Source organism: Bradyrhizobium sp. LjRoot220 (assembly GCF_964252915.1).
Classification (GTDB): domain Bacteria; phylum Pseudomonadota; class Alphaproteobacteria; order Rhizobiales; family Xanthobacteraceae; genus Bradyrhizobium.
The window spans coordinates 86,941-100,372 of sequence record NZ_CAXUPS020000001.1 but is presented as its reverse complement, the minus strand read 5'-3'; the positions used below and the strand labels follow the sequence as shown (position 1 = coordinate 100,372).

Annotated in this window: 13 protein-coding genes; 1 reads left to right on the top strand and 12 read right to left on the bottom strand. The window is 60.6% G+C overall.

Going from position 1 to position 13,432, the window contains the following annotated elements; translation table 11 throughout:
• Positions 1-9: 9 nt before the first annotated feature.
• The 12 genes from ACSQ84_RS00445 to ACSQ84_RS00390 form a co-directional block, all read right to left on the bottom strand.
• Positions 10-1,161 carry a Gfo/Idh/MocA family protein gene (locus ACSQ84_RS00445; RefSeq protein ID WP_436209679.1) on the bottom strand — a complete coding sequence of 384 codons (1,152 nt, stop codon included), beginning with the start codon at positions 1,159-1,161 and terminating at the stop codon, positions 10-12.
• Positions 1,158-2,561 (bottom strand): hypothetical protein, encoded by a 1,404-nt coding sequence (locus tag ACSQ84_RS00440; RefSeq protein WP_436209678.1) that lies wholly within the window; start codon positions 2,559-2,561, stop codon positions 1,158-1,160. The genes ACSQ84_RS00445 and ACSQ84_RS00440 overlap by 4 nt, the downstream gene beginning before the upstream one ends.
• Positions 2,562-2,569: 8 nt before the next feature.
• A complete protein-coding gene (locus tag ACSQ84_RS00435) occupies positions 2,570-3,418 on the bottom strand; it encodes an ABC transporter ATP-binding protein (protein ID WP_436209677.1) in 849 nt (282 codons plus the stop codon).
• A gap of 380 nt (positions 3,419-3,798) precedes the next feature.
• Positions 3,799-4,794 carry an ABC transporter substrate-binding protein gene (locus ACSQ84_RS00430; RefSeq protein WP_436209676.1) on the bottom strand — a complete coding sequence of 332 codons (996 nt, stop codon included), beginning with the start codon at positions 4,792-4,794 and terminating at the stop codon, positions 3,799-3,801.
• Positions 4,795-4,858: 64 nt separating this feature from the next.
• On the bottom strand, positions 4,859-5,668 hold the full coding sequence (locus ACSQ84_RS00425; protein WP_212268505.1) for an ABC transporter permease: 810 nt from the start codon (positions 5,666-5,668) through the stop codon (positions 4,859-4,861).
• A 426-nt stretch (positions 5,669-6,094) separates the two neighbouring features.
• Positions 6,095-6,256, bottom strand: coding sequence for a hypothetical protein (locus tag ACSQ84_RS00420; protein WP_436209675.1), 162 nt, complete (start codon positions 6,254-6,256; stop codon positions 6,095-6,097).
• A gap of 344 nt (positions 6,257-6,600) precedes the next feature.
• Positions 6,601-6,942 (bottom strand): type ISP restriction/modification enzyme, encoded by a 342-nt coding sequence (locus ACSQ84_RS00415; RefSeq protein WP_436209674.1) that lies wholly within the window; start codon positions 6,940-6,942, stop codon positions 6,601-6,603.
• A 104-nt stretch (positions 6,943-7,046) separates the two neighbouring features.
• Entirely contained in the window at positions 7,047-7,325 is a 279-nt protein-coding gene (locus tag ACSQ84_RS00410; RefSeq protein ID WP_436209673.1) for a type ISP restriction/modification enzyme, read from the bottom strand.
• Between the two features lie 402 nt (positions 7,326-7,727).
• Positions 7,728-8,171 (bottom strand): hypothetical protein, encoded by a 444-nt coding sequence (locus ACSQ84_RS00405; RefSeq protein WP_436209672.1) that lies wholly within the window; start codon positions 8,169-8,171, stop codon positions 7,728-7,730.
• A gap of 1,140 nt (positions 8,172-9,311) precedes the next feature.
• A complete protein-coding gene (locus ACSQ84_RS00400) occupies positions 9,312-9,641 on the bottom strand; it encodes a hypothetical protein (RefSeq protein WP_436209671.1) in 330 nt (109 codons plus the stop codon).
• Positions 9,642-10,565: 924 nt separating this feature from the next.
• Entirely contained in the window at positions 10,566-11,273 is a 708-nt protein-coding gene (locus ACSQ84_RS00395; protein ID WP_436209670.1) for a TetR family transcriptional regulator, read from the bottom strand.
• 159 nt (positions 11,274-11,432) lie between these two features.
• A complete protein-coding gene (locus tag ACSQ84_RS00390; RefSeq protein ID WP_436209669.1) occupies positions 11,433-12,287 on the bottom strand; it encodes a VOC family protein in 855 nt (284 codons plus the stop codon).
• Between the two features lie 243 nt (positions 12,288-12,530).
• On the opposite strand from ACSQ84_RS00390, the gene ACSQ84_RS00385 reads away from it, so the two are divergent.
• Entirely contained in the window at positions 12,531-13,424 is an 894-nt protein-coding gene (locus tag ACSQ84_RS00385) for a sugar kinase (RefSeq protein ID WP_436209668.1), read from the top strand.
• The last annotated feature ends 8 nt before the right edge of the window (positions 13,425-13,432 follow it).

Below are 13,432 nucleotides of genomic sequence, written 5' to 3'. Positions count from 1 at the left end.
GGCCTCACCTCACACCTTGATCGGGGCGACGTCGATCCAGCGCCGTTCGCGCCAGCTCTGCAAGGCGCATTCCGCGAGTTGCACGCCCTTGGCGCCTTCCAGCAGCGTATATTTATACGGCGCGTCCTCGCAGACATGGCGAATGAACATTGCCCACTGCTCCTTGAAGCCGTTGTCATACACGACGTTTTCGGGGAGCCTCTGCCAGTCGGCATAGAAATCATGGGTGCGCTTCTCGTCCGGATTCCACACCGGGCGCGGCGTCGCCTGCCGCGCCTGGATCACGCAATCGGTGAGCCCGGCCACCGCCGAGCCATGGGTACCATCGACCTGGAAGGTGACGAGGTCGTCGCGATAGACCCGCGTCACCCAGGACATATTGATGTGCGCGATCACGCCGCCCTTGAGACGAAAGGTGGCGTAGGCGGAGTCATCCGCGGTCGCCTTGTACTGCTTGCCCTTCTCGTCGAAACGTTCAGGAATATCCGTGGTGCCGAGGCAGCTCACGCTTTCGACTTCGCCGAAGAGATTGTCGAGCACGTAACGCCAGTGGCAGACCATGTCCAGGATGATGCCGCCGCCATCCTCGCTGCGGTAATTCCAGGACGGCCGCTGCGCCTCCTGCCAGGCGCCTTCGAACACCCAATAGCCGAACTCGCCGCGCACCGAGAGCATGCGGCCGAAGAAGCCGGAATCGCGCAGGAAGGCGAGCTTCTTCAGGCCCGGCAGGAACAACTTGTCCTGCACGGTGCCGTGCTTGACGCCTTTTGCAGCAGCGAGGCGCAGCACTGCCACCGCTTCCTCCAGATTGGTCGCGATCGGCTTCTCGCAATAGACATGCTTGCCGGCATTGATCGCCTTGGTCAGCAGCGAGGGCCGCGCCTGCGTGGTCGCGGCATCGAAGAAGATGCTGTCGTTCTTGTCCGCCAGTGCCTTGTCGAGGTCGGTCGACCAGCGCTCGATGTTGAAGCGTTTTGCAAGCCGCTCCACTTTATCCGCGTCGCGGCCGATCAGGATCGGGTCCGGCATCATGCGGTCGCCGTTCTCAAGCACCACGCCGCCCTGGTCGCGGATCGCGACGATGGAGCGGACCAGATGCTGGTTGAGCCCCATGCGGCCGGTCACACCGTTCATGATCAGGCCGAGGCGTTTGGTCGTCATCGTGTTTGCTCCGTTGGAATTCGTGGCTTTGGCCGCTGCAGCGGTGACATCGCGGACCACACAGGATGCACGGTTGTGGCAAAGCCCGCTGTCGTCAGCGATCCCGTCAGGAGATCGCCGTCATGAATCGCGAGGCGGACTTTCTTGCCGTCGCGCGTATAGAGATCGGGATGGGCGGTGAGAAACGCTTCCGCCTCGGCGGCCGGCGTGTCACCGAAACCATCGACGTAATGATGGCCATTGCGCTCGGCATGGGTGACGCCGATCAGCGCGCCGAGCGCCAGATCCTGCTGCACGGCAAGGCCGGCCTGACAGGTCAGATCCTCGCCGGCGATGAAGGCCCTGTCGCCTGCCGCGCTCCACTTGGCGGCGCGGGCGGCGTTGATCACCGACTTGTAGATGCCCTTGCAGGATTTCGAGGAGATGCCGCGATAGCCCAGCGCGCGCGCCGCGGGGAACGCGTCGTAGGAATCATCGGCCTCGTCGACGATAAAGTCGCGGCCGGCAAGCGCGCCGAGCGGCGATTGCCGCGTGATGTCGCGCGGCATCGGCTGCTCGATATAGAGCAGCTTTGTTGCAATCGGCTTCAGCGCACTATCGCGGTCGAGCTGCTCCACCAGCGCCCCCAGCGCGTTGAGGTCGGCATATTGCTCGTTGGCATCCAGCGTGACGCTGTAATCATGCGGCAGCGTGGCGAGCTCGCGGCCGATACGGATCAGGCGCTCCGCATCGTGGACGGGATCGCCATTGAGCTTGAGCTTGAAGTAGCGCGCGCCGGAGTTTTCGTGTGCGTCGGCAACACCGCCCTCGCCTTCTATCTTGTCGTCCATGCCAACCGTGTGGCGGATCGCGACGCGCGCCAGCCGCTGACGGCTGGAAAGGAAGCGCGCAACATCCTCATCGCCGAGATCGCGCGACAGCCGCGCGTCGATGCCGGCGATATTATCAGCCATACCGTCAAAGAAGTTGACGCCGGTCGCACGCAGCAGCGCGTCCAGGACTGCCTTGTCGATTTCGGCCGGACCATAGGCTGCGGCAAGCGGCGGGATGTCTTCTGTGGTGCAAGCTGCGATCTGCGCGCCGATACAGGCCGCATGCAGGCTGAACGCGGTTTCGTAGCCGGAAGTCGCCAGATAGAGTTCGCGCGCGATCAGGAGCGAACGCCGTAGCTCCTCCACCGTTTCGTGTGGCGCTAGATGCGGCCGCTTGTCGAACCATTTTGGGACCAGGAATTCGGCGCTGGCGCCCGTCGCCTTGCCCTTGCCTTCAACCTCGATCTCGACCCGCACGAACATCTGCGGCGTCGCGTTGATGACCACGGCGCCGAACCGGAACGGCCGGGCAAATTGCACGGGCCGTTCAAAGAAAGCGATATCTCGGACGGTCAGACGTGGCGGCATCAGCCGGCTCAATCCAGCGCGCTTTGGGTGAAGAAGTGTTTTCGGATCCGCTGCACCAGTTCGGTGAAGGCGGGATCGGCCATCGAATCCAGCGAACGCGGCCGCGGCAGCGGCACGTCATAGATCGCCGCGATCGCGCCGGGCCGCTCGGTCATAACAAGCACGCGGTCGGCCAAAAATACCGCTTCCGGTATCGAATGCGTGATCAGCAGCACCGTCTTTCCGGTCTCGCGCTGGATCCGCATCAGCTCGACATTCATCTTCTCGCGCGTCATGGCGTCGAGCGCGCCGAACGGTTCGTCCATCAGCATGATTTTTGGATCGTGCACCAGCGCCCGGCAGATCGAGGCGCGCTGCTGCATGCCGCCGGACAATTGCCAGGGCAGCTTCTTCTCGAACCCTTCGAGTCCGACCATCTTCAGCAGCGCCTTGGCGCGCACCAGATATTCCTCGCGCGGCAGCCGCTTCATGTCGATCGGCAACATCACATTGCCGAGGATGTTGCGCCAGGGCAGCAGCAGCGCGTTCTGGAACACAATGCCGACATTGCCGTGCGGTTTTGTCACCTGCTCGCCTTCGACCAGGATCTCTCCGGTCGAGGGCGCCAGCAGGCCCGAAATCATCTTCAGCAGCGTGGATTTGCCGCAGCCGGATGGGCCGACCACGACAAAGAACTCGCCCTCGTTGATATGAAAATCCAGCGGCTTCAGCGACGGCACGTCGCCGTCGCGCGAGCGATAGGTTTTCGACACGCCCGACAGTGTGATCCCCGGCGTGCCGGCGCCTGCGCGATCGGACACCAGGCGCAGATGCGCGCTCGGTTGATCGGGGTTGGTTGCTTTGGTCGCTGCGCTCATTCAGAGAATTCCTCTCCACCCGTCGTCCCTGCGAACGCAGGGACCCATACGCCGTGCCGTTTCGTTCGGGCACGGAGGTAGAGACCTTTTGCAACAACGCAGGCCGGTGGCTATGGGTCCCTGCGTTCGCAGGGACGACGATAGATATGACATCAGTAACTCACGACCCACCCTTCGCAGGGTGATTTTGTTTGCCGGACCCATTGGAGAACTTCCTCCAGCCGTCGTCCCTGCGAACGCAGGGATCCATACGCCGTGCCGTTTCGTTCGGGCACGGAGGTAGAGACCTTCTGCAACAACGCAGGCCGGTGGCTATGGGTCCCTGCTCCGTGCGCAACCGCGCACTCGGCAGGGACGACGATGGATGTGTCATCAATGGCTCAAGACCCGCCCTTCGGCAGATAGTCATTCGTATAAAACGCCTTTGGATTGTCCTTGGCCTTGGCTTCGAGGCCGCCGTACTCGACCATCAGGTTGACCGTGTCGGTCATGTTCTGGTCGGTCACCTCGAACGGCCGCTTGTTCTTGGTTTCGGCGGTGCGATAGAGCGGGATCGTCAGCTCAAAACCCTTCGTCAGCGTTTCGAGCTTGCCGCCCTTGGGGTTGGCGTCGAGGATCGCTTGCGCCGCGCCCTTGGGGTCCTTCTCGGCGGCTTCGACGGCCTTGGTCGTCGCCGACATGAAGCGCTTGACCAGGTCGGCATTGGCCTTGACGAACTCGGTGTTGGCGACGACGCCCGAGCAGACCATGTTGATGCCGTAGTCGGCGAACTTGATCGCGTTGACGTCCTTGCCGGTGGCGTCCTTGATCTTCATCGACTGGTCCATGACGTAGCCGAGCAGCAAGTCAGCCTGGCCGTTGATGACGGCGTTCAGCTTGGTCTGACCGTCGCCGGCCACCGTCTGGAAATCGCCTTCCTTCAGGCCGGTCTTTTTCAGGAACAGCGGCCAGATCTGGGTCATGGAATCGGCGGGCGTGATCGCCACCGTCTTGCCCTTGATGTGCTCGGGCTTCGTGATGTTCTTCTCGACGAAACCCATTGCCGACATCGGGCTGGTCTGCAGCAGCACGCCGGTGGCGACGATCGGCGCGCCCTTGACCGCTGCGCGCATCATCGTGGGCACGTCGACATAGCCGAAATTGGCGGTCTTGGCCGCAACCGCCTGCGTGGTCGCCGCCGAACCGCGGCCTTCCTGGATCTCGAGGTCGATGCCCTCGGCGGCATAGATGCCCTTGGCCTTGCCGTAATAGAACGGCGCGTGCTCGCCATAGACGTACCAGTTCAGCATCAGCACCACCTTGTCGGCGGCGGATGCGGGAACAGCCAGTGCAGCCCAGATCAGCGCGGCCGAAACCGCAGTCATCGCTCGTATCATTGTCGTCCTCCCGTTGGTGTTGGCTTGCGGTCCTTGGGTGGGCCGCTCTTTTTTGGGTTACAGTTTACGAAGCAAAGATGATGTCCTCGCGCTGGCTGACGTGCCAGGGAATGACGAGGCTTTCGATCCGGTCGACGATCCAGAACAGGATCACGCCGAGCAGCGCGAGAATCACCAGCGCGGCAAACATCGTCGGCAAATCGAAGGTGCCGATCGAGCGCTGCAGCACATAGCCGATCCCGGAATTGGAGCCGACGAATTCGCCGACCACGGCGCCGACAACGGCCAGCGTGATCGACACTTTCAGCCCCGAAAAGATCGCAGGCATCGCATGCGGCAGGTTGACGGCGCAGAACACACGGAAGCGGCTGCCCTGCATCGCGCGCGCCAGGTCGACCATATCAGGATCGACCGACTTGAATCCCTGCACCGCCGACACCACGACCGGGAAGAATCCCAATAGAAACGCCGAGATCACTTTCGGGATGATGCCGAAGCCGAACCAGACCACGAACAGCGGCGCGATCGCGATCTTCGGCACCGACTGGGAGAACACCAGCAGCGGATAGACATAGCTTTCCACGGTCTTCGATCCCGCGATCAGCATGGCGACGGGAATGCCGAACACGGCCGACAGCAGGAAGCCGCAGATGGTGGCGTAGGTGGTGGGCCAGGCCTGCCGCAGCAGTTCCGGCCAATCGGTCCACAGCACCGCGACGACGTCGCCGGGCGCCGGTATCTGATAGGCGGGAATCCGGAACACGCGGATGGTCAGGTCCCAGATCACGACGATGAAGATCAGGAACAAAAACGGCCGCACCCACGCCGCGTTAAGCGCCTTGGTCACGCCGCTGGGGCCCTTCGGTTCGGCCACGTCTCGCTCCCTGATCAGTTCTATCTGAGGAGAAATTAACCCGTTGGATAAATACTGTCCAGTGGCTTTCCTGTGACATTTTGAGCCGTCATTCCGGGGCGCGCGCAGCGCGAGCCCGGAATCCATCAGGCTGCATGCTCCGCGACTCGGTGGATTCCGGGCTCTCGCTTCGCGCGCCCTCAGATGCGCAATTGCGCATCGGGGAATGACGACGGAGGGAACTGCTCGGGGTGCGACAAATCGACCCGACGGGCAAATCACTTCTGGTTTACGGAATTCATGTCAAGCTCCGAAATAAAAAATATTTCGCTTTTACAGAATACAAAATCGGTCTATATCTTCGTCCATCCCGTCCCGCCAGAGGGAACCAGTTTGTCATCTGCGGAAAAATAGTCCGGTAAAGGAGGAGAACCGTCCTCGGCTCCTCTACGGCAGCTTCTGCGCAGCACGAGCTTCTGCGAGAATTTTGTAGAGTTCCGCGCGCACCGAGTCAGGATCGGCCCGATATTCCGGCGTAGGTGCATTCTCGCCGAACAGGCCGGATTGCTCGTCCTGCTGGAAAAGGTCACTTTGTCTGGAAGAAGCCATGTGTCACGCGATTGGATGCCGAATTCGCATGAATCATGCGCGATCTAGCCGAGCCGCGCGAGCTATTTGGCTGACTTTTCCCCGCACCCCACCGACAACCAATTAGCTCTTGCTTTGCTCTTAGGCTCGGCGAGGCCGCCTCCGGCATTGTGAACGCTCCTGGCCGCTCTGAGTTCGTCGGCGCCTGCAATGGTCCGGCACAGATGCGGTTAAGCAGGCTAACTTGCGCGGGTTCCAATGCGATCAGTCGGCCGAGAACATGCAAAAGATCGAGCAGATCGGTGGTGTACTCCGGCAACCAACCTTCGGGCTGGATCCTTTCAAGTGGTGAAGGCGGTCGCTTATCACCAATTACTGGCGTACAGGTCGCGGCGGCGGTAGCTGAACCACTGCGACAAAATCTGCTTCCCCGAGACTTCGTAGCGCCACATCTCTATTGTGACGTTCTCGACATACCCTTTACTGATTTTCAGCCGCTGTGTCGTCGGATCATAATCCATCGAATCAGGCAGCGGTTCAGGTGTGGACGGAATCATACCTCTAACAGAATGTGGGTGCGGTCTCTTTTGAAGGCGCGGCGCCTGTTTCGGCCGGTTTGCTGATGGGTCAGTAAAACGCTCACTATAACAATGCAGTGCCAAATCACTTCGCTGCCTATTGCAACGGCTTCGCAAACAACTTTGCATCAGCTGTGACGGAACGGCAACATCAGGGGTTGACGAGATCGACTGAATCGTGCAGTGAAAGCCGCGCCATTACAGCGGCAAAATAAGCCATCACGTCCTCGGCTTCACCGGCTGGCCGTGTTTTCGCCAAATTGAGTCGTAACAGAGGCTTGATGTTGGGTTGCGTCGCGGTTCGATCGCTCCAAAGCGGCCGCACTCGGCCAGCAACGACTTTTATAGTGATCGTGATTCGGGATATGTCCAGCGAAAGTGATCGCCGGCCCAGATGTTGGAGAATGCCGTTCAAGTCCGATTAGATAAACCTGCCGTGCTGAATAGCTGTTCCACAGTGTGGGATCTGGCCTATTGATGAGGCGCGGATCAGGCGATCCATTGACGATCAAAAGATCGGAAGCTGTAACGAGTCGGCGTGATTGCGGCTCTGCAGATCATTTACTGACCCAGCGCGATGCTCGTGGCCTACAAGACCCGTCGTTGATTTTTTCGAGACTGTCTTATCTCCGCCTTCATGCGGATGGAAAAGCACGTCCTTCTCTCCACATCCTTCTCGCCGATAAGTTTTGCTCCGGGGCGCGCTAGCGACCCTGCATCAGGCGCAATTACTCCAAGTTCGACCGGGCATAACACCCGAACCGTCGTAGGCAAAGAGGTCGCTAAGAGGAGGGAGTGCCGCCCAAATGCCGGTCGCTTCTGGCAAGAAAGGATCGCGCCATCCCGAAGGGCAATCGATCCATCCCGAATCATCAAGTGAAAAAGCATTCAGGGCTACAAACTTCTCACTCCGATTACCCTTCGGTAACTCCCGGAAAAGCACTTCCGGCCGCTCCTGCGTAGATTCTGGCCAGTTTGCGGGCAGCAAGCACGATGCAAATAGGTTGTTGCACCCCCTGGAAGATGCGTGTCGCAACTTCCGGCTGCGTCCTCTGGCGAGCAATCGACGATCCATATCTTGAGCAAGTCCGTCGAAGATCGTCACGCATCTTTTCAAAGCCAGGACCGTTCAAAAACCCTGCCACGGTGATGAAGCAGACAATTCTTCGTCTTTGTCCACCAAGCCGGTCGATGCAGCTAGCCCAGAACCGAAAAACTTTCCACGTCGCCCAACGCCAGAAATAGACGTATAAATTCTTCAGGTGTTTTGTGTGCGCCCACACCCCATTCGCGCGGCGGTCTCCAGCGATCGAGGGCGCTTCGCGCCCCTTCGTGCCGGTTTCAATCCAACCGCCCATACCGTCGGCCTTTTCCTTGTAGGGCGGATTTCCACGACGACCGTGATCGGCTGTGTTTTCTTAATTGTGTTTATGTCGCGGCGCGACTTTGCAATTGGCTCACAACCGGCGTCCGAGCGTTTCCTCACGAACGGATTGCCTAGAGTGTCGGTAATAAAGAGGCGGAGGTCGGGGAACAGATGGCGCAGACGCGCTCGGGAGCAGCGTTATCAGCGCCATTTCCGCGATAATGCGTAGCTGCGCGACTGCGAACGGCCCGAATTGAAGTTCAAAGCCACTACGCGTCGCCGCAGCTTCGATCGCGCCGCACAGCGCCTTGATCTTGGTCCGCCGATACCGCAGACGCGATGCGGCGAAGTACACCAAGCAGGAACGTGCCTGTTCCAACCGCCGGATCGGCTACGATCACGTCAGCAGCAGCAACTTGTGAGGCCGCTCAAAGAGCGGGCCGCGTAACGTCTGGTCAACAAGATTGACCATGGCGGAGACAACTTCTGGGGGCGTAGAAGAACCAGTCCGCTTGCGTAGCTTGTTGTCATAGACTCTCCGGCAGCACCTCGTAGAAGTAAAGCCAAGCTTCTGGCGTTATCCTTGCTGATGGTATGCCAGTTGATTCGTCCAGAACGCGTGAGCGTAGCGAGGGACGTCTTAAGAGCTTCCTGATTTGTCACGTCGTCGGTCAGCAACCTGAGCAGTCGCAATCAGCGAGTCGACTGGTTCCTGCGCAGCCTGCTCAATTCCACCCGATAAGGAGATATCCTGAGCGCGCCACCAACAGACCAAACGTTACTGCCTGCGCGTAACCATCGGCAAATTGCGCGTCGTCCGCTTGCGGAAACAGAAGCTTTCGCCAGTCCAGCAGTGGCGGTCAGTCCCGCATTACCCGCCACCATTTGCTCGACCACTTCATCACGCAGCAAGCGGCAGAGGCGAGCGCAGACCTCGGCTAGCTTTTTCGCGGTCTTTGGCGGAATCGATTCCATTGAAGAAATTCAAGATCGAGCGGAGCAAGGGTCGCAGGAAATCAGTTTGGCTCCTGATTCAACGTCTCCCTCTAGATGAACGACTTTCCGACTGCTCCACTATCTCGCCAAAGGCTGAAGGAGTTGCCATCGGTGTAAAGCAGGTTGGGAAGCGACTTCAATTTGTCCCATTGATCCTTGTCGTGCGGATCAGAAAATTTTCGTGGCCGGCGCCCTTGCCGGGCGCCTTTACTTCAATAAAGCCGACGAGGGCGTTATTGACGGTGACCGCGTAGTCCGGGCGCGTCTTGAGATGCGCAAGCGTTGTCTCGCCAACAAGGTTGATGGCCTTTGCCGGAAGTCCACCGATCTCGGCAAGGTCGTGCAGCAGAGCTTCAGAGGCCCGCGCAACGACTCCGGGCGCGCCGTTGATCGCGACGTTGCTCAGCTTTGCCTTGGCGCTTGCACCGAAGTTCGAAACTGAACCCGCGACTGTCTTCACCGCCAACTTGATCTCCGGCGCCAGTTCGTAAGGAGTGATTCCTTTTCCTTAGCAATCGCTACTCGAAAACCTGAGATAAAATCACTTCGTTCGCTTGAACGATCGCCCCCGATCTATAGTAATCGCCAAAGCTCACTCGACGGCGTTGCCCCACACTTCAATTCCAGTTGCGACAAATCAACCCGACGGGCAAATCACTTCTGGTTTACGGAATTCATGTCAAGCTCCCAAAATGAAAAATATTTCGCTTTTACAGAATCGCAAATCAGTTTATATCTTCGCCATCCCGTCCCGCCAGAGGGGCGTATCATGATCGTCACGATCGTTGGGACGGGTCGCGGTGGACGCTGGCAGCGCCGATAACGAACGGCACGAGAGCGTACGGCAAAGGCGTGTGGTCCTGACGTCGCGGTGCTGGCGTCAATGCACCTGGAGGCAATAGCTTCCAGGGCGCTACGGAGGCAAAAGAGCCGTTCTCCGGGGAGAGCACGTTATAAGCCGTAAAGCCATTGCGCAGGGAATGTCGGATGTTCTCCGCTGCCCTGTATGCTCGTGTGCACCTTTGTTTGTGCACATTGCACACGAGATCGCGGGTGCAGCGCGCATCCGGCATTCCCTGCGCCCTCTTATTGGAGGGGGCGTTGAAGTTTCCAGCAAAGCTCGGGCGTAATGCGCCGCGAGATCGCGAAACTGTATTCCCGTCATCCTGAGGTGCGAGCGCAGCGAGCCTCGAAGGATAGATCGGCCACAGACGGGCCGTCGTCCTTCGAGGCGCGCAAGAGCGCGCACCTCAGGATGACGGGATTGAGCTAACCGGGCGACCCAGTATTCCAGAGACGCCAATGATTGAACCGAGAAGCCGCGGCGTACTGGATCCCCCGCTTCCGCGGAGGATGACAGCGGCCATCGCAGGGACGACAGCGTCTCTCCTCACACCGGCTGATGTGCCGCCGACCGCAACCCGGCCGGCTTCGGCTTGCCGAAATCCGCGGTGGATTTTCCTGTCAAGGCCGCCAGCACCAGGGCGACCATGTGGGCGAGGCGCTCGTCCCTCGCCTCCTTTTTCAGGAGGTCGCGGCCGAAGATCACGCTCAGCGTCGCGCTGTTCGACAGATAGAAGAAGCACAGTGCCGCGATCGAGATATAGAGCTGGACCGGATCGACCGCGACGCGGAAGTCACCGCTCTCGACGCCGCGATTGACCACGGTGCGGATCATCTCGACGAACGGCGAATGCATCGATTTGACCTTGGTGGAGCGCTTGAGGTGACGCGCTTTCGCCAGGTTCTCGGTGTTGAGCAGCGCCAGAAATTCCGGATTGCGGATGAAGTAGTTCCAGGTGAAATCGATCAGGCGCTCGATCGCTTCCGGCGGGTCGAGATGTTCGAGGTCGAGGCCGCGCTCCTCGTTGCGGATCTGCTCATAGGCGCCTTCGAGCACCTCGAGATAGAGGTCCTCCTTGTTGCCGATGTGATAATACAGCATGCGCTTGTTGGCGCCGGCATTGGCCGCGATCCGGTCGACCCGTGCACCGGCAAGGCCGTGGGCGGCAAATTCCTGCTTGGCGGCCTCGAGAATGCGGATCCGCATCCCCTCGGGGTCGCGCTGCCATTTCAGAATGCGTTTTGCCTTGGCCAATTCAATTGCTCAATGATCCTACGGGATTCACCTGTAGCATGCGCGCCGCCGTTTGAGAATGTAGGGTGGGCAAAGCGCAAGCGTGCCCACCAACTTGCTTGCCGAAAGAATGGTGGGCACGGCGCAAGCGCGCCTTTGCCCATCCTGCGGCCGATCACCCTACGGCTTCACCGCCGGCTGCACCAGCAGCGTCGGCACGCCGCAGGTGCCGTTGCGCACGGTCATCACCCGCGTCCCCGGCTTGCGGCCGGTGCGGATTTCCGAGACGTCGACGCCGGCAGCCACGAGCCGCGCATGGGTGGCGTCGATGTCGGCGACGCGCCAGCATATGCCGCGCAGCCTGTCCTTGTCCCTGTCCTGCGCGCCCGTCGCCGGCTTGCCCGGCCGGTGCGTGACCTCGACGATGAGGTCGCCGCAGCGGAAGAACATCAGCCGGCCCCAGTCCGGATGCGAGCGGTCGAGCGCCATGTCGAGCCCGAGCCGCGCGCCATAGAGCGCGGCGGCGCGCTCGGGATCCGGCGTCGAGATCACGACATGGTCCATCGCGGTGATCGATGCCGGCCCGGTTCGCACCGACAGTGGGCGCTCCTTTGCCAGTTCGAGGAAGAACATGCGGATGCCACGCGTCGCATCGGTGGCGGCGCGGGTGCGCTTCCACGACAAAATAGCTTCCGTGACGGCGTCGCGGCTTTCGACCTCGGCGACCGGCTCCGGCTTCAGGGTCAGCCGGTCGAGCCTGCGCTGCATTTGCTCGATGTCGTTGGTGCGAAAACAAAGACTCGCCAGCCCCTCGCCTTGCGTCGCAAGCACGGTACGTATGCGGTCCGCGGCCGCGCCCTCACCGCTCGGCGCCATCAGCTCCAGCGTCATATTGTCCAGCGTGAACAACACGCGCTCGGCTCCGTCGCCGCCGCTGCGCCAGGCCGGCGTCCGCGCAAACAGCGACTGATATGCCGCCTCGCCCGCCGAAATATCGCCGGTGAGAACGACGACGTGATCGAGACCTGTAATCACGGGAAAGCCCTCCCCTTTTGTCGCACCGACCGGAACCCCGGAGCACGGTCAGCCGTTATGGCGGGCATGCTGGCAACGCCTCAAGGACGGTCCTAGTCCCCTCACATGCCCTTCTCAAGTCGCAAAGACGGCACGGTTGCGAATATTTTCAGCGAATGCATCCGATAAGCGGTGCTAATGTAACGCGCCGGGCCGGACCCACCCCTTCAGCCCAATACTCTGAAGTACAATGACGGAAAACGAATGCAGGCTCTCTTCATCGGACAGACCTATATCGACGTTACCTTCATCACCGACCACATGCCGAGCGGCGACGAAAAGCATGTGGCCTCGGCCTACGCGGTGTCGTTTGGCGGCAACGCCGTCACGGCGGCGTTCTGCTGCGCCAAGCTCGGTATCGTGCCGGACCTGATTTCGACCGTCGCCAACGACTGGCTCGGCCGCATGTTTCAGGACATGAGCGCGAAATACGGCATCTCGATCCATCCGCGCAAGGTCAACGCCTCGTCGCTGTCCTTCATCATGCCCAAGGACGGCAAGCGCGCCATCGTGCGCTGCCGCGACGACGAACACATCCATCCCTTTCCGATCCTCAACCTCAGAGGATGCCGCGCGCTGCATATCGACGGCCACCAGCCGGACGCCGCGATCCACTACGCAAAGCTGTGCCGCGAGGACGGCATTCTGACCTCGCTCGACGGCGGCGGCCTGCGCACCAATACCCATGAGCTATTGGAGTTCATCGACGTCGCCATCGTCGCCGAGCGGCTATGCGAGCAGATGGACAAGACGCCGGAAGCGATGCTGGACTATCTCAAGAGCCGCGGCTGCCGGGTCGGCGGCGTCACGCTCGGCGAAAAGGGCCTACTGTGGTACGACGAGACCGGCTCCGTTCGCAGCCTGCCGGCGCTCCCGATCCCCCGCGAGCGCGTGATCGACACCAACGGCGCCGGCGACGTTTTCCATGGTGCCTACGTCTATTCCTATCTAAGCAACCCCGGCAAAGGCTGGCATGAGCATTTCGAATTTGCGCGCGCCGCCTCGACCTTCAAGATCCAGCGGCTCGGCAACGAGGCCGGATTGCCGGCGCTTACCGACATCGAAGCGGTCAAGCAGGAGTTCGCGGTCGGGGCCTGACCGCGGCG

Bases quoted from the DNA above. Each gene is read 5' to 3' on its own strand.
- ACSQ84_RS00445 (WP_436209679.1), bottom strand. From the start codon at position 1,161: ATGACGACCAAACGCCTCGGCCTGATCATGAACGGTGTGACCGGCCGC.
- ACSQ84_RS00440 (WP_436209678.1), bottom strand. From the start codon at position 2,561: ATGCCGCCACGTCTGACCGTCCGAGATATCGCTTTCTTTGAACGGCCC.
- ACSQ84_RS00435 (WP_436209677.1), bottom strand. From the start codon at position 3,418: ATGAGCGCAGCGACCAAAGCAACCAACCCCGATCAACCGAGCGCGCAT.
- ACSQ84_RS00430 (WP_436209676.1), bottom strand. From the start codon at position 4,794: ATGATACGAGCGATGACTGCGGTTTCGGCCGCGCTGATCTGGGCTGCA.
- ACSQ84_RS00420 (WP_436209675.1), bottom strand. From the start codon at position 6,256: ATGGCTTCTTCCAGACAAAGTGACCTTTTCCAGCAGGACGAGCAATCC.
- ACSQ84_RS00415 (WP_436209674.1), bottom strand. From the start codon at position 6,942: ATGCAAAGTTGTTTGCGAAGCCGTTGCAATAGGCAGCGAAGTGATTTG.
- ACSQ84_RS00405 (WP_436209672.1), bottom strand. From the start codon at position 8,171: ATGGGCGGTTGGATTGAAACCGGCACGAAGGGGCGCGAAGCGCCCTCG.
- ACSQ84_RS00385 (WP_436209668.1), top strand. From the start codon at position 12,531: ATGCAGGCTCTCTTCATCGGACAGACCTATATCGACGTTACCTTCATC.